Annotated in this window: 21 protein-coding genes; 11 read left to right on the top strand and 10 right to left on the bottom strand. The window is 69.3% G+C overall.

Going from position 1 to position 25,435, the window contains the following annotated elements; genetic code table 11:
- The first annotated feature begins 117 nt into the window (after positions 1-117).
- Positions 118-1,089, top strand: coding sequence for a PAC2 family protein (locus tag H1R19_RS10705; RefSeq protein ID WP_188329127.1), 972 nt, complete (start codon positions 118-120; stop codon positions 1,087-1,089).
- Positions 1,086-3,185, top strand: coding sequence for a DEAD/DEAH box helicase (locus H1R19_RS10700; protein ID WP_188329330.1), 2,100 nt, complete (start codon positions 1,086-1,088; stop codon positions 3,183-3,185). The genes H1R19_RS10705 and H1R19_RS10700 overlap by 4 nt, the downstream gene beginning before the upstream one ends.
- A 16-nt stretch (positions 3,186-3,201) precedes the next feature.
- On the opposite strand, the gene H1R19_RS10695 is transcribed toward H1R19_RS10700, so the two are convergent.
- Positions 3,202-4,134 carry a hydrogen peroxide-inducible genes activator gene (locus H1R19_RS10695; protein ID WP_188329126.1) on the bottom strand — a complete coding sequence of 311 codons (933 nt, stop codon included), beginning with the start codon at positions 4,132-4,134 and terminating at the stop codon, positions 3,202-3,204.
- Positions 4,135-4,259: 125 nt separating this feature from the next.
- Between H1R19_RS10695 and H1R19_RS10690 the strand changes: the two genes are divergently transcribed.
- Together H1R19_RS10690 and H1R19_RS10685 are read left to right on the top strand one after the other, a co-directional pair.
- On the top strand, positions 4,260-4,847 hold the full coding sequence (locus H1R19_RS10690; protein WP_188329125.1) for a peroxiredoxin: 588 nt from the start codon (positions 4,260-4,262) through the stop codon (positions 4,845-4,847).
- Between the two features lie 10 nt (positions 4,848-4,857).
- Positions 4,858-5,391 carry an alkyl hydroperoxide reductase gene (locus H1R19_RS10685; protein ID WP_188329124.1) on the top strand — a complete coding sequence of 178 codons (534 nt, stop codon included), beginning with the start codon at positions 4,858-4,860 and terminating at the stop codon, positions 5,389-5,391.
- A 77-nt stretch (positions 5,392-5,468) separates the two neighbouring features.
- Here the strand turns inward: H1R19_RS10685 and H1R19_RS10680 are convergent, their stop codons facing one another.
- On the bottom strand, positions 5,469-6,737 hold the full coding sequence (locus H1R19_RS10680; protein ID WP_188329123.1) for an aminotransferase family protein: 1,269 nt from the start codon (positions 6,735-6,737) through the stop codon (positions 5,469-5,471).
- An 82-nt stretch (positions 6,738-6,819) separates the two neighbouring features.
- Between H1R19_RS10680 and hrpA the strand changes: the two genes are divergently transcribed.
- A complete protein-coding gene (gene hrpA, locus H1R19_RS10675) occupies positions 6,820-10,872 on the top strand; it encodes an ATP-dependent RNA helicase HrpA (RefSeq protein ID WP_244970941.1) in 4,053 nt (1,350 codons plus the stop codon).
- Here the strand turns inward: hrpA and nrdR are convergent.
- A complete protein-coding gene (gene nrdR / locus H1R19_RS10670) occupies positions 10,846-11,361 on the bottom strand; it encodes a transcriptional regulator NrdR (protein WP_188329121.1) in 516 nt (171 codons plus the stop codon). The genes hrpA and nrdR overlap by 27 nt on opposite strands.
- A 99-nt stretch (positions 11,362-11,460) precedes the next feature.
- Positions 11,461-12,036, bottom strand: coding sequence for a LysM peptidoglycan-binding domain-containing protein (locus tag H1R19_RS10665; protein WP_219851373.1), 576 nt, complete (start codon positions 12,034-12,036; stop codon positions 11,461-11,463).
- Positions 12,037-12,274: 238 nt separating this feature from the next.
- Here H1R19_RS10665 and lexA point away from each other — a divergent pair, with 238 nt between their 5' ends.
- Positions 12,275-12,982, top strand: coding sequence for a transcriptional repressor LexA (lexA, locus tag H1R19_RS10660; RefSeq protein ID WP_188329119.1), 708 nt, complete (start codon positions 12,275-12,277; stop codon positions 12,980-12,982).
- A gap of 1 nt (position 12,983) precedes the next feature.
- Here the strand turns inward: lexA and H1R19_RS10655 are convergent, their stop codons facing one another.
- Positions 12,984-14,681 carry a putative PEP-binding protein gene (locus H1R19_RS10655; RefSeq protein WP_219851592.1) on the bottom strand — a complete coding sequence of 566 codons (1,698 nt, stop codon included), beginning with the start codon at positions 14,679-14,681 and terminating at the stop codon, positions 12,984-12,986.
- Between the two features lie 205 nt (positions 14,682-14,886).
- On the opposite strand from H1R19_RS10655, the gene H1R19_RS10650 reads away from it, so the two are divergent.
- The 4 genes from H1R19_RS10650 to H1R19_RS10635 all read left to right on the top strand — a co-directional run bounded on the left by H1R19_RS10650 (position 14,887) and on the right by H1R19_RS10635 (position 19,129).
- The gene (locus H1R19_RS10650; protein ID WP_188329118.1) at positions 14,887-15,684 is read left to right on the top strand and encodes a DeoR/GlpR family DNA-binding transcription regulator; all 798 of its coding nucleotides are present in this window, start codon (positions 14,887-14,889) and stop codon (positions 15,682-15,684) included.
- Entirely contained in the window at positions 15,681-16,646 is a 966-nt protein-coding gene (gene pfkB, locus H1R19_RS10645; protein WP_188329117.1) for a 1-phosphofructokinase, read from the top strand. Before H1R19_RS10650 ends, pfkB begins: the two co-directional genes overlap by 4 nt.
- A 74-nt stretch (positions 16,647-16,720) precedes the next feature.
- Complete coding sequence (locus tag H1R19_RS10640) at positions 16,721-18,769, top strand: PTS fructose transporter subunit IIABC (protein WP_219851372.1); 2,049 nt, start codon at positions 16,721-16,723, stop codon at positions 18,767-18,769.
- A 99-nt stretch (positions 18,770-18,868) separates the two neighbouring features.
- The gene (locus tag H1R19_RS10635; RefSeq protein WP_219851370.1) at positions 18,869-19,129 is read left to right on the top strand and encodes an HPr family phosphocarrier protein; all 261 of its coding nucleotides are present in this window, start codon (positions 18,869-18,871) and stop codon (positions 19,127-19,129) included.
- Between the two features lie 12 nt (positions 19,130-19,141).
- Here the strand turns inward: H1R19_RS10635 and hflX are convergent, their stop codons facing one another.
- From hflX to H1R19_RS10615, 4 genes are read right to left on the bottom strand one after another with little or no spacing between them, the layout of a single operon-like run.
- On the bottom strand, positions 19,142-20,581 hold the full coding sequence (hflX, locus tag H1R19_RS10630; protein WP_219851369.1) for a GTPase HflX: 1,440 nt from the start codon (positions 20,579-20,581) through the stop codon (positions 19,142-19,144).
- Positions 20,582-20,633: 52 nt separating this feature from the next.
- Positions 20,634-21,533 (bottom strand): diaminopimelate epimerase, encoded by a 900-nt coding sequence (gene dapF / locus H1R19_RS10625; protein ID WP_219851591.1) that lies wholly within the window; start codon positions 21,531-21,533, stop codon positions 20,634-20,636.
- A 40-nt stretch (positions 21,534-21,573) separates the two neighbouring features.
- On the bottom strand, positions 21,574-22,494 hold the full coding sequence (gene miaA / locus H1R19_RS10620; RefSeq protein WP_219851367.1) for a tRNA (adenosine(37)-N6)-dimethylallyltransferase MiaA: 921 nt from the start codon (positions 22,492-22,494) through the stop codon (positions 21,574-21,576).
- Entirely contained in the window at positions 22,491-23,267 is a 777-nt protein-coding gene (locus H1R19_RS10615) for a class III extradiol ring-cleavage dioxygenase family protein (protein ID WP_219851366.1), read from the bottom strand. The genes miaA and H1R19_RS10615 overlap by 4 nt, the downstream gene beginning before the upstream one ends.
- A 167-nt stretch (positions 23,268-23,434) precedes the next feature.
- Here H1R19_RS10615 and H1R19_RS10610 point away from each other — a divergent pair, with 167 nt between their 5' ends.
- Positions 23,435-24,790, top strand: a complete 1,356-nt coding sequence (locus tag H1R19_RS10610; RefSeq protein WP_219851365.1) for a DUF349 domain-containing protein — start codon at positions 23,435-23,437, stop codon at positions 24,788-24,790.
- Positions 24,791-24,808: 18 nt separating this feature from the next.
- Here the strand turns inward: H1R19_RS10610 and H1R19_RS10605 are convergent, their stop codons facing one another.
- On the bottom strand, positions 24,809-25,429 hold the full coding sequence (locus H1R19_RS10605) for an Rv2732c family membrane protein (RefSeq protein ID WP_188329110.1): 621 nt from the start codon (positions 25,427-25,429) through the stop codon (positions 24,809-24,811).
- Positions 25,430-25,435 lie beyond the last annotated feature (6 nt).

Genomic DNA, 25,435 nt, shown 5'->3' with positions numbered 1-25,435 from the left:
CGCGGTGACGATTCGTGCCCCGGCACGGCCGAGGCGAGTGGCCGTCCGCCTGTGCGGTACGAGACAATGGATGTCCAGCTGTTCTCGAGAACGGCTGCTATGTGAAGGAGGGACGACGTGGACGAGCAATCCGCGCGCGACGACGCGCTGTATGAACTCGCCTTTCCCGCTCCGCAGGTGACCCGGCCCGATGGCACGGGACCGGTACTGATCCATGCGCTCGAGGGGTTCGCCGACGCCGGCCACGCGGTGGCGCTGGCAGCCACCCATCTGCGCGACAGCCTGGAGTCCGAGCTGGTCGCGACGTTCTCGTCGGATGAGCTGATGGACTACCGCTCACGCCGGCCGACGATCTCGTTCAGCGGTGAGACCTTCACCGACGTCGAGATGCCTGCGCTGACGCTCCACGCGATCCGGGACAACGCGGGCAAGGGATTCCTGTTGCTCGCCGGTTCCGAACCGGATCTGCGCTGGGAGCAGTTCGTCGACGCGGTACGCCGCTTGAGCGATCGGCTCGGCGTCACCGATGTGATCGGCCTCAACGCGATCCCGATGGCCGTGCCGCACACCCGGCCGCCGTCGATCACCGCGCACGGCAGCGACACCGACGCTCTGGGCGACCTCCCCCGCTGGGGTTCGGCGATGAAACTGCCCGCCAGCGCTTCGATGCTGCTCGAGCTGCGCATGGGCCAGCACGACTACCGGGCCTCGGGGCTGTCGGTCCATGTGCCGCACTACCTCGCCCAGACCAACTACCCCGCCGCCTCGGCACGTCTGCTGGCGGCGGTCTCCGAACTCACCGGACTCGACCTACCCCTCGCCGCACTCGACAGCGCGGCGGAGAAGGTCCGGGCCCAGGTCGACACCGAGGTCGAGGGCAATGCGGAGATCGAGTCGGTGGTGGCCGCACTCGAGACCCAGTACGACACGTTCACCCAGGCCGCCCAGGAGCGGGCATCGTTGCTGGCCGCCGAGGAATCACTGCCCAGCGGTGAGGAACTCGGTGCCGAGCTCGAGAGGTTCCTGGCCGAACAGGCCAACAACGGGGACGCGGGATCTGGGGACGAGGGTCCACAATCACCGATCTGAGCACCCCGGGACTCGTCGTCACCGACGACGAGGACGCCGCACTCGAGCAGTACACCCAGTGGTGGGCCCGGCGTGGGCTCGACCTCTACCCGCATCAAGAGGAGTCTCTGCTCGAGCTGCTGGCCGGGAGCCACGTCATCCTCGCGACGCCGACCGGCTCGGGTAAGTCCCTCGTCGCCGCGGGCGCGCTCTACTTCGCACGATGCCGGGGTGAGCGCGCCTTCTACACCGCGCCCATCAAGGCGCTGGTGAGCGAGAAGTTCTTCGAGTTGTGTGACATGTTCGGGGCCGACCAGGTGGGTCTGCTCACCGGTGACGCCGCGGTCAACCCCGACGCCCCGATCGTCTGCGCGACCGCGGAGATCGTGGCCAATCTGGCCCTGGCCGCCGGCAAGGACAGCGACATCGGGACCCTCGTCGCCGACGAGTTCCACTACTACGGCGAACCCGACCGCGGCTGGGCCTGGCAGGTCCCGCTCATCGAACTGCCCTCGACGCAGTTCCTGTTGATGTCGGCGACGCTCGGCGACGTCTCGTTCTTCGTCGACGACCTCACCCGCCGCACCGGTCGCGACACCGTCGAGGTCACCGGCGTCCAGCGACCGGTCCCACTCGAACACACCTACGCGATGACACCGATCCACGAGACCATCGAGCAACTCGTCGATCGCGGTCGTGCGCCGGTCTATGTGGTGCACTTCACCCAGGCCGCCGCCGTCGAACGGGCGCAGGCACTGCTCAGCGTCAAGATCTGCGACAAGGCCGAGAAGGCCGCCATCGCCGAGGCGATCGGCGACTTCCGCTTCTCCACCGGATTCGGCAACACATTGTCGAAGCTGCTCCGCTCGGGAATCGGCGTGCACCACGCGGGAATGCTCCCCCGGTATCGCCGTCTCGTGGAACGCCTCGCCCAACAGGGCTTGTTGAAGGTGATCGCCGGGACCGACACGCTCGGGGTGGGCATCAACGTGCCGATCCGCACGGTGTTGTTCGCCGGACTGAGCAAGTACGACGGCCGTCGGGTCCGCCGCCTCCGGGCCCGCGAGTTCCACCAGATCGCCGGCCGCGCCGGCCGCGCCGGGTTCGACACCATCGGTTACGTCGTCGCCCAGGCCCCCGACCACGACGTCGACAACGCCCGGGCCGTCGCCAAGGCGGGTGACGACCCGAAGAAGCTGCGGAAGCTGGTGCGCAAGAAGCCTCCCGAGGGTTTCGTCTCGTGGGGTGAGAAGACCTTCACCCAGCTGATCGACGCGCCGGACGAGCCGTTGCGCAGCCACTTCCAGATGACGACCGCGATGCTGCTCGAAGTGCTCGCACGTCCGGGTGACTGCTTTGCCGCGATGCGCCACCTGCTCGAGGACAACCACGAACCCCGCGACCGCCAGATCCGCCACATCAAGCACACGATCGAGTTGTATCGCGGCCTGCGCGACGCCGGGATCGTCGTGCAGCTCGACTCCCCCGACGCCACCGGCCGACACATCGCGCTCAGTGTCGACATGCCCGCGAACTTCGCGCTCACCAGCCCGCTGTCGGCGTTCGCCCTCGCGACCTTCGAGCTACTCGACACCGAATCCTCCACGTACGCACTCGACGTGGTCTCGGTGTTGGAGTCGACTCTCGAGAACCCGAGGCCGATGCTGATCGCCCAGCGCAAGGTTGCGCGCGATGCCGCGATCGCCGAGATGAAGGCGGACGGCATCGAGTACGAGGAGCGCATGACGCGGCTCGAGGAGATCACCTGGCCGCAGCCACTCGCCGAGGAGATCTTCGCGGCCTTCGAGATCTACCGCCGCGGCCATCCGTGGGTGTCGTCGTTCCCGCCGGCGCCGAAATCGGTGCTCCGCGAGATGCTGGAGAAGGCGATGACCTTCACCGAGCTGATCTCCGCCTACGGCCTCGCCCGCAGCGAGGGCGTGCTGCTCCGTTACCTGTCGGACTGTTACCGCGTTCTGCGGCAAGGTGTTCCGACGAGCGCGGTCACCCCGGAGATCGAACAGATCGTGGAGAACCTCGGGACCATGATCCGCGAGGTCGACTCCAGTCTGGTCGACGAGTGGGAGGCCCTCGCGGCGCAGGCCGCCGGCGCCTGAGCCCCCGTGCGTGGCCTCAGAGCCGCCTCACCGCTCCGTTCGCGGCGACGAGATCGCCGACGACCGTGGCGAGTTCGCGGTAGGCCTCCTCGTGACGCGCCGAGCGCCGGAACACCAGACCGATGCGACGGCCTGGTCGCGGTGTGGCGAAGGTCGCCGTCGCGAGGTCTCCCGATGCGGTCTCCGAGGCGACCGCCGTCTCCGGGATGAGGGTCACGCCGAGGCCGCCGGCGACGCAGTGCACGGCGGTGGTCAACGACGCCGCCCGAGTCTGCCCGAGATCGGGCCGTACGCCCGCCAGCCGGCACACCTCCAACGCCTGGTCGCGCAGGCAATGCCCTTCATCGAGGAGGAGGAGCGGCAGATCGGCCAGAGCGGTCGGGTCGACCCGGCGTCGACCCGCCAGCGCATGGCCCGAGGGCAGCGCCAGCACGAAATCCTCACGGTAGATGGGGATCTCGGCAATCCCGGCAACCTCGACGGGTAGCGCGAGCAGTGCGACGTCGAGCGTGCCGAGACGTAACTGCTCGACCAGACGCGCGGTCTGCTCCTCGACGACCCGGGGCCGCAACTCCGGGAGCCGGTCGCCGAAACCGCGCAGAAGCGTCGGCAGCACATACGGCGCGACGGTGGGGATGACGCCCACTCGCAGGGTTCCGTGCAACGGCTGCCCGGCACCCGCTGCGGCCGAGGTGAACTCGTCGACGGCCTCCACCGCCGCGATCGCCCGCGGCAGCAGTTCGGCCCCGTCCGCGGTCACCAGGACGCGGCGGGTCGTACGCTCCACCAGGGTCACCCCGAGTCCGGCCTCCAGCGCCGACAGCGCCTGGGACAGCGAAGGTTGACTCACTCCCAGATCCGTTGCTGCCGTGCCGAAGTGGCGTCGATTCGCGAGGGCGACGAAGGCGCGGAGACCGGCGATCGTCGGCTGATAAGTCTTATCGGGCATGGCTATCAGTGTAGTGCTACTCATCACGTTTCGCTTTTGCCGATTTTCCGGCACGATGGTACCCGTACGTCGCGAAATTCTTTCGCGCGCAATACCAGTACATTTCTCAGCTGAAGGAGCGATACATGGCCCTGCTCACCATCGGTGACCAGTTCCCCGCCTACAACCTCACCGCTGTCATCGGCGGCGACCTCAGCAAGGTCAATGCTCAGCAGCCCGACGACTACTTCACCACCGTCACCTCCGACGACCATCCCGGACAGTGGCGCATCGTCTTCTTCTGGCCCAAGGACTTCACCTTCGTGTGCCCGACCGAGATCGCCGCATTCGGCAAGCTCAACGACGAGTTCGCCGATCGTGACACCCAGGTCCTCGGCGCGTCGGTCGACAACGAGTTCGTGCACTTCCAGTGGCGCGCGCAGCACGAGGACCTCAAGACCCTCCCGTTCCCGATGATGAGCGACCTCAAGCGTGAACTGGCTGCCGCCTGTGGCGTTCTCAACGCCGACGGAGTCGCCGACCGTGCGACCTTCATCGTCGACCCGAACAACGAGATCCAGTTCGTGTCGGTCACCGCGGGTTCGGTCGGCCGCAACGTCGACGAGGTCCTGCGCGTCCTCGACGCCCTGCAGTCCGACGAGCTGTGTGCCTGCAACTGGAAGAAGGGCGACCCGACGATCAACGCCGGTGAGCTCATGTCCGCCGGCGCGTAAAGGAGAACCGATGAGCATCGACAATCTGAAGGAAGCCCTTCCCGAGTACGCGAAGGACCTCAAGCTCAACCTCGGCACGATCAGCCGCACCACCGCGCTGACCGAGGAGCAGCTGTGGGGCACGCTGCTGTCGACCGCCGCTGCCACCCAGAATGCCAAGGTGCTCAGCGAGATCGCCGACGAGGCAGCTGACACCCTGTCCGCCGAGGCCTACAACGCAGCCCTCGGCGCGGCGTCGATCATGGGTATGAACAACGTGTTCTACCGCGGTCGCGGCTTCCTCGACGGCAAGTACGACGACCTGCGCGCCGGCCTGCGGATGAACATCATCGGCAACCCGGGCGTCGACAAGGCCGCCTTCGAGCTGTGGTCGTTCGCGGTGTCCTCGATCAACGGTTGCGGCCACTGCGTCGCCGCCCACGAGAACACCCTGCGCGAGGCCGGCGTCGAGCGCGAGGCCATCCTCGAGGCGCTCAAGGTCGCCGCGATCGTGACCGGTGTCGCCCAGGCGATCGCCACCACCGAGGTGCTCGCCAAGGCGTGATCCGCTGACGCGCACCATCAACGGGTCAGGGCCCGGCTGCCAGAACGGCGGCCGGGCCCTGATTCGTCTGTGATACTTCAGGAGAGGGCGGCGCGCATCCGGTCCGCGAGCTCGCCGACCTCGTCGGTGGTCATGACGAACGCCGGTGAGACCTGGAGTGCGCCCTGCCCCGCGGCCCGCGTGCTCACGCCGTGTTCGCGCAGTCGGAGGACCGTGGCCGGGGCGGTGGCGGGATCGGCGAGTTGCACCGCGGTGACCGCGCCGAGTCCGGTGCGCACCTCTGCCACCGAATCCAGGTCGGCCAGCGGTGCGAGCGCGGCCGCGAGGTCGCCCTCGAGACGTGTCGCCTCGGCGAGCAGGTTCTCGCGACGGATGATCTCGAGATTGGCCAGGGCGGCCGCGGCCGCTGCGGCGTGGCCGCCGTAGGTGTAGCCGTGACGCCACCACACCCCACCGGCGAAGAACGGCTCGGCGATCCGGGGTGCGATGAACACCGCACCCATCGGCACGTAGCCCGAGGTGAGGCCCTTCGCGGTGGTGATCATGTCGGGTTCGAGACCGAAACGGGCGGAGGCGAACCAGGAGTCGCCGCCGATGCGGCCGAACCCGGTGACGACCTCGTCGACGACGAACAGGATGTCGTGGTCGCGGCAGATCGACCGCACCTCGGCGAGGTAGCCCTCCGGCGGCAGGTAGATGCCGCCGGCGCCGATGATCGGCTCGCAGAAGAACGCGGCGATGTTCTCCGCCCCGACCCGCTCCACGAGGCCCAGAAGACTCTTCGCATCGTCCCACTCGACGTTCTGGACGTCGTGCATGAGCTCGCCGTAACCGTCGTGGTTCAGCGGGATACCGGCCAGCGAGGTACCCGCGGCATGCATGCCGTGGTAGGCCTTGGTGCGGCTGACGACCATCCTCTTGGACGGCTGCCCCTGCTCCACCCAGTAGCGTCGGGCGAGCTTGACGGCGGTGTCGATCGAATCGCTGCCGCCGGAGGTGAAGAAGATCTTCGAGCCCGGCACCGGCGCGATCCGGGCGAGTTCGTCGGCGAGCTGCAGGGTGACGTCGCTCGCGATGTCGCCGAAGTTGGAGTAGTGCGCGAGGTTGCCGAGCTGCGCCGCGACCGCGTCGGCGATCTCGGTCCGGCCGTGTCCGACATTGGTGAACCACAGGCCGGCCGTCGCGTCGAGGTAGGAGTTGCCGTCGCGATCGAAGATCCGGGCGCCCTCACCCCTGGTGACGACGAAGGGGCCGGAGGCACTGACCGCGCCCATGTCGGCGAAGCCGTGCCAGAGCGCGCCCCCGGGAATCGTGGGCTCGGTGCTTGTTGCTGATGAATCAGACATGCCCACCATGATGCCGGGCGGGACGCGGGGCGCGGCCACCAGGGTGAGCGCGGATTCCGCCGACCCATATCCTGGGAGGATCATGCCGTTCCCGTCCCCCGATTCGTCTCCCGGCGATACCGCACCCGAGCCCGCACCCGAGCCTTCACCCAGCATCTCGCGCGCCGAGCTGAGGCGCGCGCTCGACAACGTGGGGATCGTCGACGCCGACCGTCTGCGGCGTCGCTTCGACGCACTCGCGCAGCCCGGCCGCCGTGGTGCCAAGGCCGGCGGAACCGAGGCCGGCCGTGGAACCAAGGCCGGCGGCACCACGCCCACCGAGGCCGACAAATGGCAGCGCCTCACCGACGACATCGAGAAGGCGCAGCGTCGCCTCGAACGGCGCCGCGCGGGCGTACCCGTGCTCCGGTTCCCCGACGAACTTCCGGTGTCCGCGGCACGCGAGGAGATCGCCGAGGCCATCCGCGACCATCAGGTCGTCGTCATCGCGGGCGAGACCGGGTCGGGCAAGACCACCCAGCTGCCGAAGATCTGCCTCGAGCTCGGGCGCGGCATCCGTGGGTCGATCGGACACACCCAGCCCCGTCGCATCGCGGCGAGTTCGGTGGCCAAGCGCATCGCCGACGAGACCGACACCCAACTCGGCGAGGCCGTCGGCTATTCGGTCCGCTTCACCGATCGGTCCGGCGCCGACACGTTGATCCGCGTGATGACCGACGGCATCCTGCTGCGCGAGATCGCGACGGACCCGATGCTGCGGCGCTACGACACCCTCATCATCGACGAGGCCCACGAACGCAGCCTCAACATCGACTTCATCCTCGGCTATCTGCGTCGACTCCTCCCGCGCCGGCCCGACCTCAAGGTCATCATCACCTCGGCCACCATCGAACCGGCCCGGTTCGCACGGCATTTCAGCACGCCGGAGCGTTCGGTACCGGTGATCGAGGTGTCGGGCCGCACCTATCCGGTGGAGGTCCGCTACCGGCCGCTGAGCCTGCAGGAACAGCCCGACGACGGGAACGACGCCGGCGGCGGCGAGCACGCCGACCTCGACCAGATCCAGGGCATCGACGCCGCGATCGACGAACTGTGGGCGGGCGGCCGCGGCGACATCCTGGTCTTCCTACCCACCGAACGCGACATCCGCGAGACCGCGGATGCGCTGCGGCGCAGGGCCGCCGCCGGAGCGGAGATAGTGCCGCTGTACGCACGGCTGTCGATCGCGGACCAGCAGAAGGTCTTCTCCTCGTCGAACGGCCGCCGGATCGTGCTGGCGACGAACGTCGCCGAGACGTCGGTCACCGTCCCCGGCATCCGGTACGTCATCGACACCGGCACCGCCCGCATCAGCCGCTATTCGACGCGGACCAAGGTCAACCGCCTGCCCATCGAACCGGTGTCGCAGGCCAGCGCCCGACAGCGCGCCGGTCGCTGCGGCCGCGTCGCCCCGGGCGTGTGCATCCGGCTCTACAGCGAGACCGACTTCGACGCCAGGCCCGCGTTCACCGATCCGGAGATCCTGCGCACCAACCTCGCCGCGGTCATCCTGCAGATGACCTCGCTGAAACTCGGCGAGATCGCGGACTTCCCGTTCGTGCAGCCGCCGGACGACCGCGCGATCCGCGACGGCATGGGTGTACTCACCGAGCTCGGCGCCATCACCGTGCCCCGCGAGGGCGGTCCCCCACGACTCACCCCGGTCGGCCGATCGATGTCGCGCATCCCGGTGGACCCGCGCATTGCGCGCATGCTGATCGCCGCCAAGGAACTCGGTTGCCTGGACCACCTGCTGGTCATCGCCGCCGCGATGTCACTGCCCGATCCGCGCGAACGGCCCACCGAACACCGGGAGGCGGCCGACGCACAGCACCGCAGGTTCGTCGTGCCGCAGTCGGACTTCCTGTCCTACGTCGAACTGTGGCGCTACCTCGAGGAACAGCGAAAGGAACTGTCGAGCAGCCGTTTCCGACGTATGTGCGAACGCGAGTTCCTGCACTTCCTGCGCATCAGGGAGTGGCGCGACCTGCACCGCCAGCTGACCGAGATCGTCAAGGACCTCGACTGGTCGGTGTCGCCCACCGAACTCGACGCCGACGCCGTTCACCGCGCCATCCTGTCGGGCCTCCTCGGCAACATCGCCGCCCGCAACACCGAGGGGCGTGAGTTCACGGGTGCGCGCAACACGACACTGCTGATCTTCCCGGCCTCCCCACTCGCCAAGAAGCCGCCGCCGTTCATCATGGCCGCCGAGATCCTCGAGACCTCACGTCTGTACGCGCACACCGTCGCGGGTATCGATCCGCTGTGGGTCGAGAAACTCGCCGGCGACCTGGTGAAACGCACCTACAGCGAGCCGCACTGGTCGTCCAAGCGCGGCGCCGCGATGGCCTATGAACGGGTGACGCTCTACGGGGTCACGCTGGTGGCGCAGCGCCGCGTGGACTACGGCGGGATCGATCCGGTCCTGTCCCGCGAGCTGTTCATCCGGCACGCTCTCGTCGAGGGCGACTGGCGCACGCAGCACGCCTTTTTCGATCGCAACCGGCAACTCCTCGACGCCGCGTCGGACGTCGAGAACCGCACGCGCACAAGAGGTCTGGTCATCACCGAAGACCAGCTGTTCGAGTTCTACGATCAGCGGGTCGGCCCCGAGGTCACCTCGGCACGCCACTTCGACACCTGGTGGCGCAAGGCCCGCCGCGACCGCCCGGACCTGCTCGACCTCACACCCGAGGACGTCGCGACGGGCACCGAGACGGCCCCCACGGACTATCCCGGCGTGTGGCAGCAGGGTGACACCCGGTTCGAACTGCGATATCGCTTCGAACCCGGAACACCCGATGACGGTGTCACGGTGCTGATCCCGCGTGAGCTGCTCCCCCACGTCCGTTCGTCGGGTTTCGACTGGTCGGTCCCCGGCATGCGTTCAGAACTCGCCACCGCCCTGGTGAAGTCACTCCCCAAACAGCTGCGCAAGAGCATGTCCCCCGCGCAGCGATTCGCCGACCTCGCCCTCGGCAGACTCACGCCACGCAAGGAGCCACTCACCGTCGGACTCGCCCGCGAGCTGTCGTCCATCACCGGCATGACCGTCGCCGCAACCGATTTCGACACCAGCCGGATTCCTGCACATCTGCGCATGCATTTCGCGGTCGTCGACGACGCCGGCCGCATCGTGGCACGCGCCGACTCGCTCGCACAGCTGCAACGACCCACCGGGGCGGCCGCGCCGAAGACGGTGACGCGGACCCTGTACAAGACCTGGACACCCGAGGGCATCGGCACCCTGCCCGACCAGGTCACCGTGGACGTCGCGGGCCAGCGCCTGACCAGGTATCCGACGCTCGACGCGATCAACGACGAGGCGGGCCGCACACGCGGAGTGGTCGTACTCCAGGCGGCGACCTCCGAGTCGCGCGATCGACTGCTCCGGCGAGGCATCGTCGCGTTGCTCGACCTCGCGATCCCGCCACTGCACAAGCGGATCGCGAGCTCGCTGGGCTCCACCGCCCGACTCGCGTTGAGCCAGAGCCCCTACCGCGATGTCGAGACGCTGCTGGCCGACTGCACGCGCCGGGCGATCCGCGACGCGGTGTCCGGCCTCGACGATGCCGTGCTGACCGCCGTCCGCACTCCCGAGGCGTTCGCCGCACTCACCGATCGGATCCGCCCCGGGATCGGCGAGGCCGCACCGGCGTACTTCGCTCTCGCCGTCGACGCGTTCGAGTGGGTGGCGCCGGTGCGGGCGGCGATCGATCGTCACGCCGGCTCACTGGCGGCCGACGACGTCGCCGAACAGCTCGATCACCTCGTGTTCGACGGGTTCGTCGCCGCCACTCCACGCCGACACCTCGAGAACCTGCCCCGCTACCTCGAGGCGGCGCAAGCGCGCCTGGAGGCCCTGCCGGCGGCGGCGGCACGTGATCAGGCAGGCGTTGCGGTCATCGACCGCGTCGTCGAACGCTGGGCGCAGCGCCTCGAGCAGGTGCCCGAGCACCGTCGCGGGGTCGTCAACGACGAGGCGCACTGGCTGGTCGAAGAACTTCGGGTGGGACTGTTCGCGCAGCGACTGAAGACCGCGTTCCCGGTCTCGGAGAAACGGATCCTACGAAGTCTGGACCGACTCGGCTGACACGGCGCGTTCGCCGGCCTGGGGACCTGAATCCGACGGAGGCTTCGAGGCGGCCCGCAGGTCGTCGATCTCGCGCTGGAAGTCCTCGACCGAATCGAACGAGCGGTAGACCGAGGCGAACCGCAGGTAGGCCACCTCGTCGAGGTCGCGCAGCGGACCGAGAATGGCCAGACCGACCTCGTTGCTGGGGATCTCGGCCGAGCCGCTGGCCCGGACGGTGTCCTCGACCTGTTGTGCCAGCTGGGCGAGTGCATCCTCGGCGACATGCCGGCCCTGACATGCGCGACGAACCCCGCGCATCACCTTCTCGCGACTGAAGGGTTCGGTGACTCCGTTGCGTTTGACCACCGCGAGCACGGCGCTCTCGACCGTGGAGAAGCGTCGGCCACACTCCACACAGGAGCGGCGCCGCCGGATGGCCTGCCCCTCATCAGCGACACGCGAGTCGATGACCTTGGTGTCGTCGTTCTTGCAGAAGGGGCAGCGCATCGTATCCTCACGCAGGTCGCGGGACGCTCTGACGCAGCACAACCGCGCGCCCGGCCGATTGTCGGCTGGTCCCTGTGACATCGAGGATACCGCCCGGCCTCAGCGGTACAGAGGGGTGAGCAGCGGCTGTCCGACGCGCAACGCGCTCGATCCGAGATCGTTCAGCGCGACGATGTCGTCGACGACGACCTCGCGCGGCATATCCGGGGCGACGCGCGAGGCGATGGTGCTCAAGGACTCGCCCGACCGCACATGTACGACCTCGGTACTGACCGCGGTCGGGGTCATCGACGCGGCGTAATTCTGACCGACGACACCGATGACCCACACGGCCAGCGCCAGCCCGACACCGGCGAGGATCGCCACCGCGGTGCGACGGCGCCTGCGGATCACGGCACGCTCGGCGATCACGGCACGTTCGGCGATCACGGGACCGCGACCGCGCGTCCCCACCGGCGTCGAGCACGCGGTGCCGCCCACGCGCGGGGCCTGCAGCGCCGAACGCGGTACCGGGCGGTTGTCCGCCGGACGGCGGCCATCGGTACGCAGCGCCGGGGTGCGCGTCCGGTCGGTGCGCAGGCGGCCGGCCGGACCGGTGTAGGAGCCGTCGCCGGGTGCACCGTCGGTGTATGGGCGCTCGGTACGGGTGGGATCGATGAGAGTGGCGGTACGCATGGTGCCCTCCGTTGTGTCCAGTCGGGACGTCGGTTGCGGATGTACGGTCGACCATCGAACATCGATCAGGTGTTCGATGCACTGATGTTCGAATTTGTAGCATGAGATCCCGACAAAGTCTCGCGACACATCGAACAAATGTTTGAGGTGCGGGTTCTTCTCCGCTAGGCTCGGCTCCAGGCCAAGGCGTCTACCAGCACGTTCCGACCACCAGGTCTGACCACGAGAGGAACCGAACATGAGCGAGACCGGCGATAAGCGCACAGGGGCGCGGGGCGCCGACGAGCACGCGGCCCCGGTCGATGTGGTGGCCGCAGAGGCCTCTCTGACCCCGCGGCAGCGTGGCGTGCTCGAGGTGATCCGCAAGTCGGTGCGCGAGCGCGGGTACCCGCCGAGCATCCGGGAGATCGGCGACGAGGTCGGCCTGAACTCGACGTCGTCGGTGGCCCATCAGCTCCGCACGCTCGAACGCAAGGGTCTTCTCAAACGCGACGCCAACCGTCCGCGTGCGGTCAACATCGCGCCGAGCGAGCCGCCGTCACCGGCCACCCCGACCGCGGGTGACCTGCCCGTGCCCACATTCGTCCCCGTCCTGGGACGGATCGCCGCCGGCGGTCCCATCCTGGCCGAGGAAGCAGTGGAGGACGTCTTCCCGCTCCCCCGCGAACTCGTCGGCGAGGGGTCACTGTTCCTGCTGCGCGTCGTCGGTGAGTCGATGATCGACGCCGCCATCTGCGACGGCGACTGGGTGGTCGTCCGTCAGCAGAACGTGGCCGACAACGGCGACATCGTCGCCGCGATGATCGACGGGGAGGCGACGGTCAAGACGTTCAAGCGCCAGAAGGGCAACGTCTGGCTGATGCCCCACAACGAACTGTTCGATCCGATCCCGGGCAACGACGCCGTCATTCTCGGCAAGGTCGTCACCGTGATGCGGCGGATCTGACCTACGGCTCATCCGTTCGGTCGCTCGCACCGTCGAGCACTGCGGTTGCCGCCATCCGGGCCGCAGCCGGGTCGGCGGTGGCCAAGGCGGCGTCGGCCGCCGCCCGGCACTCCGTGGAGGTGACCCGGCCGAGCCGCGCCCCGACCGCCGCGGCCGCCGCCGGCGCACTCGACAGCGACGTGACACCCAGCCCCACCAGCACACACGCGAGGTTCGGGTCGGCGGCCGCCTCGCCACACACTCCCACCGGTTTGCCCTGATCGCGCCCTGCCCGCGCGACCATCGCGATCAGGTGTAGGACGGCCGGTTGCCACGGGTCGGTCAACGACGCGAGATCGGCGGACATCCGGTCGGCCGCCATCGTGTACTGCGTCAGGTCGTTGGTGCCGATGGACACGAAGTCGACCTCGGCCAGGATCGCCGGTGCGAGGATGGCCGCAGCCGGCACCTCGACCATGACCCCGGCCACCAGGCCGCGCCCGCGGACCTCCGCGGCGAACGCCGCGGCCTCGGCGGGCGAGGCGATCATCGGCGCCATCACCCATGGTTTCGTGGTCGTGTGCTCGGCCGCCAGCGCGATCGCATCGAGCTGATGTGCGCGGATCTCGGGATGCGCCAGCGCGATCCGGTCTCCGCGCACCCCGAGGGCCGGATTGGCCTCCTCCGGCTGGGTCACGAACCGCAACGGCTTGTCCGAGCCCGCGTCGAGCGTCCGCACCACCACCTTCCGGCCGTCGAAGGCTCCGAGAACCTCCCCGTAGATACGGGCCTGCTCGTCCACGGACGGCTCGTCGGCTCGCTCGAGGAAGGCCAACTCGGTACGGAAGAGCCCGACGCCCTCGACGGGATGATCGGCGGCGGCCCGAGCCGATGCGCCGTCGGCGACATTCGCCAGCACCGAGACCGCGACCCCGTCGGCGGTGCGACCGGGGCCCGTCCAGCGTGCGACGGTCGCGGCGTGATCCCGATGTCCGGTGACCCGTGCCCGCGCCCGGACGACATCCGGGGCGATCTCGATCTCCCCGGTGTTGCCGTCGACGAGGATGTCGGTGCCTGCGGCCACCGCGGCGAGTCCGGCCACCGCCACGACGCACGGGATACCCAGCTGGCGCGCGATGATCGCGGTGTGGCTGGTCGGCCCCCCGAGACGGGTGACCAGTGCGATCGTCGTCGACGGATCGAGCCCCGCGGTGTCAGCGGGAGCGAGGTCGTCGGCGAGCAGGACCGACGGCACCTCGGGCGTGGGTACCCCCGGCTCGGGCAGTCCCAGCAGTTCGGCGAGTACCCGGTCACGGACGTCGTTGAGGTCGGTGACCCGCTCGGCCATCAGCCCGCCGAGCTTGGTGAACACCTCGGCGAATTGTTTGGTCGCCGCGACGGCGGCCGATTCCGCCGTCGCACCCTTGGCGATGAGACCCGAGGCCGCTCCGATCCACCCGCGGTCCTCGGCGAGCCCGGCGGTCGCCGTGAGCACCTCGCCGGCGGCCCCGGTGTTCTGCGACGCACGCTCGCGAAGCCTGCCCGCGACCACACTCGCGGCGTTCACGAACCGGGCGACCTCGTCGGCTCGTCGATCCTCGGCGATCTCGACGCCGGTGCCGAGGGTCTGAGCGGAATGGTCGGGTCGCGCACCCGGCCAGACCGCGGGCCCGTACGCCAGCCCGCCGACGACCGGCGTCCCGGTCAGCGTCTGGACCATCTCGGTGTTCGCCATCTCGATACCTCTCGATCGTTGCCGCGCAGGTCCGGATCTGTGAGATCCGACTCCATCTTCGCGCCGATGTGACCACCGTTACAAAAAGAGCTTGACTTGTCAACACAAACAGGCGTAAACACAGTTACTACAACATGCGAACCCACACGGATCAACAAGGGGACGCACGGAGACGCAGATCGGAGCCGGTGTGTACGCCGAGGAGAGACAGCAGGCAATCGTGGACGAGGTGCGCGTCGCCGGACGCGCGTCCGTCGCCGCGCTCGCCGAGAAGTTCGACGTCACCAGTGAGACGGTTCGTCGCGATCTCGCCGTGCTCGAGCGCACCGGCCATCTCCAGCGAGTGCACGGCGGCGCGGTGCGCGCCGAGGTCATGCGCGTGGTCGGCGAGCTGGGCATCGACGAGCGCGAGTCCAGCCAGGTCGAACAGAAGGCGGCGATCGGCCGTGCCGCGGTCCGGTTCCTCCCGCCCGAAGGCGGATCGGTGCTGTTCGATGCCGGCACCACCACCTACCGCGCCGCCGAGGCGACGATCACCTATCGGGCCGCCGAGCCGACGGGTCGCGACCATGACCTGACGATCATCACCAACAGCCTGCCGATCGCCGGACTCCTCGCGGGTCGCCCCCGCACCGGTCTCCACGCGCTCGGCGGCCGGGTACGGGGTCTGACCCAGGCCACGGTCGGCGCCGACACCGTTGCCGCGGTGACCCGGCTGCGGGTGAGCACCGCGTTCATCGGCACCAACGGGCTCAGCGAGGCCCACGGATTGTCCACGCCGGATCCGGCGGAGGCGGCCGTCAAGACGGCCATGGTCGCCGCCGCGCGGCAGGTCGTCGTGCTGGCCGACAGTTCCAAGATGCAGCGCGAGGATCTCTTGTCCTTCGCCGGCATCGACGACGTCGACGTCCTCATCACCGACGACCGGATCGACCCGGCGTTCTCGGCCGCGCTGTCGGCGCGGGGCATCGAGGTGGTGATCGCATGATCCTCACCGTCACCGCCAACCCCAGCCTGGACCGCACCCTCGAACTCGCCACCCCTCTCCGACGCGGCGAGGTGCAACGTGCCGGAGTCGTGCGCGCCGAGCCGGGAGGCAAGGGGGTCAACGTGTCCCGCGTCGCCGCCGCCGCCGGACTGGCCACCCGGGCGCTGTTGCCTGCTCGCGCGGGAGACCCGCTGCTGGCGGCGCTCGACGACCTCGGACTGCCCTACGACGCCGTGCCCGTGGACGACGAGGTCCGCTCCAACATCACCATTGCCGAGGCCGACGGCACCACCACCAAGATCAACGCTCCGGGCGTCGCCCTCACCCCCGCGCACCTCGAGTCGCTCGCCGCACTCATCGGCGCCCGGGCCGGGACCGCGCAGTGGGTCACGCTGTGCGGTTCGCTGCCGCCGGGGGTACCTGACGACTGGTACCGAACGATGGCCGACGACCTCGCACTCGCCGGCTGCCGGGTCGCGGTGGACACCTCCGGCGAGCCGCTCCGCGCAGCCGCCGACGGACGCGTCGACCTGATCAAACCCAACGAGGACGAACTCGCCGAACTGACCGGTACCGACCCGGAGAAACTGCGGGAAGCGCTCGCCCGCAACGACTTCGGCCCCATCGTCGAAGCCGCGGCCAGGCTGGTCGACCGGATCGGTGGCCACGTCCTCGCGACCCTGGGCGCCGCCGGCGCCGTGCTGGTCACCGCGTCGGGCACGTGGAGCGCCACCCCGCCGCCCATCGTCCCCCGCAGCACGGTGGGTGCCGGTGATTCCTCACTCGCCGGTTTCCTGATCGCCCAGACCGGCGGCGCCTCACTACCGGAGTGCCTGCGGCATGCGGTGGCCTACGGCGCTGCCGCGGCCGCCCTCGCCGGCACCCAGGCACCCACCCCCGACCATCTCGACCTGTCCGGCGTCACGGTCACCGAGTTGTCCGGGGCCGCCCGTATGTCCTGACCCCCACACCGAACCCCGGCGCCGCATCACCAGCGCCGTAGCCCCAGCCCAGCTCCACCACAGAAGGACATCCCATGACCGAGCCGATCATCACCGCTCAGACGGTGAGTCTCGACGTCGATGCCGGCGCCGACCCCGCCGCCGTCATCACCGCCCTCGCCGAGCGCCTCGCGGCCGCCGGACGGACCACCGACCCGGACGATCTCGCCTCTGCCGCACTCGAGCGGGAGGCCAAATCCGCGACCGGACTTCCCGGCGGGATCGCGATTCCCCACGCCCGCGCCGCATCGGTCACCACGGCGAGCCTGGCGATGGCGCGGCTTTCCCGCAAGGTCGACTTCGGCGCCCCCGACGGTCCTGCCGACCTGGTCTTCCTCATCGCCGCCCCCGAGGGTGGCGCCGCCGCGCACATGAAGGTCCTCAGTTCACTGGCCCGTGCACTGGTCCGGCCCGACTTCGTCGCGGCGCTGCGTGACGCCGAGAACGACGAGCGCGTCATCGAACTGGTCACCGAGGCCATCGATCCGGCACCCGCCGCACCGAATACGACGAAAGAGAACCCCGTCGAGAAGGAACCGGCGTCGGCGACCGCGGAGTCGCCTCCGCGGATCATCGCGGTCACCGCGTGCCCCACCGGGATCGCCCACACCTACATGGCCGCCGACGCGCTGAAGTATGCGGCCGAGCGCGCCGGTGTCGACTTCGCGGTGGAGACGCAGGGTTCCTCGGCGACGACCCCGTTCCCGCCCGATGTCATCGCCGACGCCGACGCGGTCATCTTCGCCACCGACGTCGGCGTCAAGGACAAAGGACGGTTCGGCGGCAAACCCGTGATCGCCTCGGGTGTCAAGCGCGCCATCAACGAACCCGACGCCATGATCGCCGAGGCGGTTGCCGCCAGCAGGAACCCGGATGCCGCCCGCGTCACCGGCGACGGCGCCGGCGCCGGTGATGCGAGCACGTCGAAGTCGGGCGTCGGGATCGGCGGGCGGGTCCGTCAGGCACTCATGACCGGTGTCAGCTACATGATCCCGTTCGTCGCCGCGGGCGGTCTGCTCATCGCACTGGGCTTCCTGCTCGCCGGATACGAGGTCGCCAACAAGGTCCTCGACGACGCGGGCACGCTCACCGACGGCGCCTACATCGCCTTGAACAACAGCCTGTGGGACCTGCCGTCCGGGGGGCTCCTGGAGTACCTGGGCGCGGTCAGCTATGCCACGGGTACAGGGGTGATGGCGCTGGCGGTCCCGGTCCTGGCCGGTTACATCGCGTTCGCCATCGCCGACCGGCCGGGTATCGCACCCGGTTTCGTCGCCGGAATCGTCTCCCTCGCCGTGGGCGCCAGCTTCATCGGTGCGCTCATCGGCGGTCTGATCGCGGGCGCGGTGTGCCTGTGGATCGCGCGACTCCCCTTGCCGCAGTGGGCACGCGGACTGATGCCGGTGGTGATCATTCCGTTCTTCGGCAGCATGATCGTCGGCGGGCTGCTCTACATGGTCCTCGGCAAACCCCTCGCCTGGCTGACCGAACAGATGAACAGCGGCCTCGAGAGCATGTCCGGCGGCTCGGCCATCGTCCTCGGCGTGGTGCTGGGCCTGATGATGTGCTTCGACCTCGGTGGACCCGTCAACAAGACCGCCTACCTGTTCGCGACCGCGGGTATCGCCGACGCCGCGACCGCAGGCACCGCGCAGTACCAGATCATGGCCGCGGTCATGTGCGCCGGCATGGTGCCCCCGCTGGCGCTGGCGCTGGCCACCGTGCTGCGTCCCGCACTGTTCACCGAACCCGAGCGGGAGAACGGCAAGGCCGCGTGGCTACTCGGCGCGTCGTTCATCTCCGAGGGCGCCATCCCGTTCGCCGCGGTCGACCCCTTCCGGGTCATCCCGTCGATGATGGCAGGCGGCGCACTGTCCGGCGCGCTGATCATGGCCTTCGGCGTCGAGCTCCGCGCCCCGCACGGTGGCATCTTCGTCTTCTTCGCGATGAACAACTGGGTGCTGTTCCTGGTGGCACTCGTCGCGGGCATGATCCTGTCCGCCGTCCTGGTGGTCACGGCCAAACAGATCCATCGCAGCCGTGACGCCGCCGCATTCGACGAAATCGACGCCGTCGCGGTCTGATCCGCGCCACCGTCACAACCCAGCAACACAGTCACAACCCACCAACACAGTCACAACCCACGAACACAGTCACAACCCACGAACACAGAGGAGCAATCGATGCCCAGCACCATCGCCACCGTCGGATCGGCCGTCGGCCTGCACGCCCGCCCCGCCACGATCATCGCCGAGGCCGTCGCCGAGGCGGGCAATCCCGTCACCATCGGCCTCGAGGGCGGCGACCCGGTCGATGCGGGATCGGCACTGATGATCATGACGCTGGGGGCGGAGAAGGGCACCAAGGTCGTCGTGACCGCCGAGGATCAGGACACTCTCGACGCAATCGTCACGCTGGTCGAGACCGACCTCGACGCAGACTGAGGATCGTCCTCGTCAGGCCCGGAGGTCCGCGATCTCGCCCGCGAAGGCGGCCGGGACGCGGACCTTCAGCGTCGTGCCCGACTCGGAGTGCTCCGAGGAGATCACCTCACCCTCGGTGTGCACCCGCGAGATGATGTCGCCGCGTGAGAACGGCACATCGATGGTCATCTCCACGTCCTCACGGCCCACGAAGTCGCGAACCCGCTCGAACAGTTCGGGCAGACCCTCCCCGGTACGCGCCGACACGAACACCGCGTCGGTGCCGAGCGCGCCACGCAACTCGGTGAGCCGGTTGCCGTCGATCGCATCGATCTTGTTGATGACCAGCAGTTCCGGCGGCGCGGTGCCGCCCTCCTCGGTGACGATCTCGTTGATCACCTGACGGACCGCCGAGATCTGCTCCATCGGGAACGCATCCGCACCGTCGACGACGTGGAGGAGCAGGTCGGCGTCGACGACCTCCTCGAGCGTCGACCGGAACGCCTCCACCAGCTGGGTGGGCAGATGCCGGACGAAGCCGACGGTGTCGGTGAAGACCACCGCGCGCCCGTCGTCGAGCGTGGCCCGGCGGGTCGTCGGATCGAGGGTTGCGAACAACGCGTCCTGGACGAGGACGCCCGCACCGGTCATGGCGTTCACGAGGCTGGACTTGCCGGCGTTGGTGTAGCCGGCCACGGTGATCGCCGGGATCGCACTGCGGTTACGCGCGGCGCGTTTGGTGGTCCGGGCCTTCTTCATGTCGCGGATCTCACGGCGAAGCTTGGCCATCCGCTCGCGGATGCGGCGACGGTCGGTTTCGATCTTCGTCTCGCCGGGACCACGCAGGCCCACGCCGCCGTTGCTGCCCGCCCGTCCGCCGGCCTGACGCGACATCGACTCGCCCCAGCCACGCAGGCGCGGGAGCATGTACTCCATCTGGGCGAGCGAGACCTGGGCCTTACCCTCCCGTGACGTCGCATGCTGGGCGAAGATGTCGAGGATCAGCGCGGTGCGGTCGATGACCTTGACCTTGACGACCTTTTCCAGTGCGGTGAGCTGGGCGGGGGTGAGCTCGCCGTCGCAGACGACGGTGTCGGCGCCGGTGGCGACGACGATCTCGTGGAGCTCCTCGGCCTTGCCGCTACCGATGTAGGTGGCCGGGTCGGGTTTGGATCGACGCTGGATCACCGCGTCGAGGACCTGCGAACCCGCCGTCTCGGCCAGGGCCGCCAGCTCGGTCATGTTGGCCTGGGCCGCGGCGGCACTGCCCTCGGTCCAGACACCGACCAGGACCACCTTCTCGAGGCGCAGCTGCCGGTACTCGACCTCGGTGACGTCGGTGAGCTCGGTGGAGAGCCCGGCGACGCGCTGCAGGGAGGCGCGTTCGGAGAGTTGGAGTTCACCGGTGGTCGGATCGTCCGCGTTCCAGACGTCCGGTTCCGGCGTGATGATGTGTGCTGTTGATTCGGTCATACGGTTTCCATGGTCTCACGCCATGGCGCTGCCGAGCACGCGAATATCGCGCTCAGCGGTCCCAACCGGGTCGGAGTACGCCGTCGGCGACCAGCATCGACGGTCCGCGCAGCGTCGAGCCGTCCGGCGCGATGGTCACGGTGACCTCGCCGCCCGGAATGCCGATGCGCAGTGTGCCGGAGTCCGCCCCGCGGCCGTGCAAGGCGGCACGTGCGGCCGCGACCAGCCCCGTTCCGCAACTCCGGGTCTCCCCGACGCCCCGCTCGAACACCCGCATCCGGGCGGTCAGACCGCCGTCGGCGTCCTCCTTCGGCGGGGTGAGCAGTTCGACGTTGGCGCCGTGAGGGAAGGCGGCGGAGTCGATGGTGACCCCGGCTGTGAAATCGACCGCGGCGAGATCGTCGGCGGTCATCTCCGCCACCACACAGGCCAGATGCGGGTTGCCGACATCGACCCTGGCCCCGGGATAGATGTCGTCGCCGATCCGGACGGTGTAGGAGCCGTCCAGACGCGCGACACCCATCTCGACCGTCACCTCGGCGTGGACGTCGTCGAAGCTGTGGATGGTGACCGGCCGGGCGCCCGCCCGGGAGCCGACGGGAAAGGTGTCGGTGTCGACGAGGCCCGTCGCACGGACGAAATGGGCGAAGACGCGTACGCCGTTGCCGCACATCTCGGCAACGGAACCGTCGCCGTTGCGGTAGTCCATGAACCAGTCGTCCGGCGACACCCCGTCGGGCAGGGCGTCGAGCACTCCGCGGGAGACCAGCGCACCCGAGCGCGCCACTCGCAGCAGCCCGTCGGCACCGATCCCGCGTTGCCGATCGCACAGCGCGGCGACCAACTCGGTCCCGAGGGCGAGGTCGGCGTCGGGGTCGGCGATGACCACGAAATCGTTCTGGGTGCCATGGCCTTTGACGAAACGCAGCGCGCCCTCCGGTCCGGGGCTCATCGGTCCGGGGCTCATCGGGGCGGAAGTCACGGTCAACAGCCTACGGGGCCGTGCCGCCCACGGCGTGAAGCGCACGGTCGAGGAGTCCGGGGGCGCCGGCGTCGAGCCAGATGGCGCGGTGATCCCGACGGAACCACGACCGCTGCCGCCGGACATAACGGCGGGTGCCGATGAACGTCAGTTCCTCGGCCTGGGCCATGTCGTACTCGCCGTCGAGGGCTGCGAGAACCTGCTTGTAACCGATGGCCTGCGACGCCGTCCGCCCGTCCCGCAGACCGCGCTCGCAGAGCGCTTCCACCTCATCGGCGAAACCCGACCCGAACATCACCCGGGTCCGACGACGAATGCGCTCGTCCAGCTCGTCCACCTCCCGGTCGAGCGCGAGAATGACCGTCCCCCAACGTGGTTCCCCGATCGTGGGCGCAGAGGCGGCGAACGGTGCGCCGGTCAGCTCGACCACCTCGAGCGCGCGGACGATGCGTCGTGCGTCGGTGTCGAGGATCGTCGCAGCGGCAGCCGGATCGACCCCGCCGAGCAGCCGGTGCATCTCGCCCACCCCGCGTTCGGCGAGCATGGCCTCGTACTTCCCGCGGACCGTCGGATCGGTGGCCGGGAACTGCCAGTCGTCGAGCAGTCCCTGGATGTACATCATCGAGCCGCCGACGATGACCGGAACACGGCCGGCGGCCAGCAGTCGCTCGACATCGGCGCGCGCCGCCACCTGGTAACGGGCGACGGTGGCCACCTCGGTCACCTCGAGGACGTCGAGTTGATGATGCGCGATTCCGCGGCGCTCCTCGACGGGCACCTTCGCGGTACCGATGTCCATGCCCCGATACTGCTGCATCGCATCGATGTTGATGATCTCCCCGCCCAGGCGCTCGGCGAGATCGAGGGCGAGGTCGGATTTGCCGCCGGCGGTGGGACCGACGACGGCGATCGGACGCGGCGACCGGGTCATCGATCCCCCTCGCCACTGACCGCGACCCGCGACGGGGCCGGAATCCAGGTCGCGACAACATATCCGACGCCGAACGGGGCCGCGGAGTAGATCGTCGACGCGGTCACCGCGCGGTGACCGGCGACGGCTGCCGCGACCTGCCACGCAACCCGTCCGCCGACCCCCTCGGCGTCACAGGCACACGGGTCCAGGGCGGCGAGTGCGTCGGTGTCGGCGGCGCCGATCGCCGCCACGATCGTGTCGTTGAGCGCGACCGCGGAGTCCCGGCGTCCACCGCCAGGGGCCTTGTCGGTCAACGCCGTCGCCCCGTCCCCCACCACCAGCACGCCGATCCGTTCTCCGGCGGCATCCAGCTCCGCACCCAGTGCGGAACCCAGAACCGCACATTCCGCCGGCGGCGTCGCCGGGCCCACGCTGAATGCACTCATCGGGCCCATCGACAGCCGCTCGTCCAGCCACGCCGCGATCAACATCGACAGACTCATCCGGCCGGCCGCACCACGAGGTCGCTCGCCGGCCAGCGACACACCGACGTCGACGCCGAACCTCGCGAAACTGCCCGCAGCCGGTTCACACACGCGCCCGCCCGCCACACGATCGGCGGCGGCATCCGCCGTCCCGACGGCGACCCAACGATCGATCCCGTCCGAAGCCGCCCGCCCCACGGTGTCGAGGGTCGCGGCGCGCACCGCGTCGGTGTCCGACGCGGCCGGACCGGCCAACTCGGGTACCAGCAGAGGAGCACTCGGTACGAAGACGACGGCCACCAGCACACCACGACGCTAGTCGAACGTTCTCGGCGCGAGCACGCCCGAACCCGCCTTGTTCCGCGGTAACTCGGTGCGGACGCCACATCGACGGGCCTGAACTGCTTGAATGGATCCGTACAGCGACCGGCAGCCGTGACGCGCGGCACCAATCAGCGGCAGGACACGTGGACATGACCAACCCGATCGAACCGTCACCGGCCGGCGAGCAGGCTCCCGCGAGCAAGCCGGGCCCCAAACCCGGACCGCGGCCAAAGCCCGGACCGCGCCCCGGCGCCACCCATGAGCCCGTCGTGACCCACCTCGTCGTGGGCGACCCGCACCAGTACGGGCGGATCGACGAGTCCGGCGTCGTCTGGCTCAAGACCGCCGAGGGAGAACGCGAGATCGGGTCGTGGCAGGCGGGCACCATCGAGGAGGGCCTGGCCCACTTCGGACGCCGTTTCGACGACCTCGCCACCGAGGTCGAGATCCTCGAGGAACGGCTGACCGCACGCTCCGGCGATCCGCGCAAGGCACAGAGCGCGGCCAAGCATCTGCTCGACGGACTGCCCGACGCCAACGTGATCGGCGACGTCGCCGCCCTGCAACGCCGCCTCGAGGCCATCGTCGGCAGCGCCGATGAGGTCGCCGAGACCATCCGCGCCGAACGGGAGAAGTCGCGGGCCGAGGCCATCGCCCGCAAGGAGACCCTCGCCGCCGAGGCCGAACAGATCGGCAACGAGGCGACCAACTGGAAGAGCGCCGGCGACCGGCTGCGCGAGATCCTCGACGAGTGGAAGACCATCAAGGGCGTCGACCGGAAGACCGACGACACCCTGTGGAAGCGCTACGCGAAGGCCCGCGACGCCTTCAACCGTCGGCGCGGCGCCCATTTCGCCGAACTCGATCGCGAACGGGCCGGGGCCAAAGACCGCAAAGAGGCCCTCATCGCACGGGCCGAGGAGTTGTCTGCGTCCACCGAATGGGGACCCACCTCGGCGAAGTTCCGGGAGCTTCTCGGCGAGTGGAAAGCCGCCGGCCGCGCGCCGCGAGACACCGACGAGGCCCTGTGGCAGCGGTTCAAAGCCGCGCAGGACGTGTTCTTCAGCGCCCGCAACGCCGCCACCTCCGAGCGCGACGCGGAGTTCTCCGCGAACGCCGAGGCCAAGATCGCGCTGCTCGATTCGGCGGAGAAGTCGATCGACCCGGCCGCCGACCTGGATGTGGCGCGGCGCGAGTTCCGGTCGTTCCGCGACCAGTGGGACGCCCTGGGCAAGGTTCCCCGCGATCAGATGCACAGCCTCGAGGCCCGCGCACGAGCAATCGAGAAGCGGATCCGCGACGCCGAGGACGCCCAGTGGCAACGCACCGATCCCGAGGCGATGGCGCGTGCGGCCCAGTTCGCCGATCGCGCCGCACAACTCGAGGAGCAGGCACGTAAGGCAGCCGAACGCGGCAAGGACCGGGACGCGGCCAAGCTGCGTGACCAGGCGACCCAGTGGCGCGAGTGGGCCGAGGCGGCGCAGAGCGCGGTCAGCGATCGCTGACCGCGCACCGCTTCGGCGTCAGGGCTGGTCGGGGTTCTTGCGGTAGAGCGCCGAGGTGTACGCATCCTGCTCGGCGGCCTGCCGGCGCCGTTCGGCCTCGATCGCGAGATGGTAGGTGCTGCGCGACCAGACGACGCGCGACCAGTGGAAGGTGAGCACGAACACCGAGATCCAGGCCAGGATCAGCCCGATACCGACGCCCGACGGCGGTTCCACACCGCCGACCCCGGGGGTGTTGCGCGACCACCAGGCCAGCATCCCGGCCACGCAGGCGATGGCGCAGCCGCACAGGGCGATCCACGCCAGCAACCAGCGCCTGGTGAGAAGCGCCAGCATCGACACCACGATCCCGAAGATCGTCAGCAGATAGACGAAGATCTTCGACACGATGGTGACGCGTTCGGCCGCGGCGTCGGGGGCGAAGGTCAGGACCTCCAGGCCCGTGGCGGAACCGGTGTGCGGCAACACCATCGACACCATGGCGAGCAACACGGCCACGGCCACGACGACGGCGCGGGCGCCCGGGTCGATCTCGCCTGCCACTCGCCGTTCGGCTTTGCGCAGGTCGCGTTCGTACTCGCCGAACGCGTCCCGGTCTGTTGTGGGAGCACCGCGCTGCGGGTTCGGTGTCTCGGACATGGTCAT

The sequence above is a fragment of the Gordonia jinghuaiqii genome, assembly GCF_014041935.1.
Lineage (GTDB): Bacteria > Actinomycetota > Actinomycetes > Mycobacteriales > Mycobacteriaceae > Gordonia > Gordonia jinghuaiqii.
This window is presented reverse-complemented; position numbering and strand designations above follow the sequence as displayed.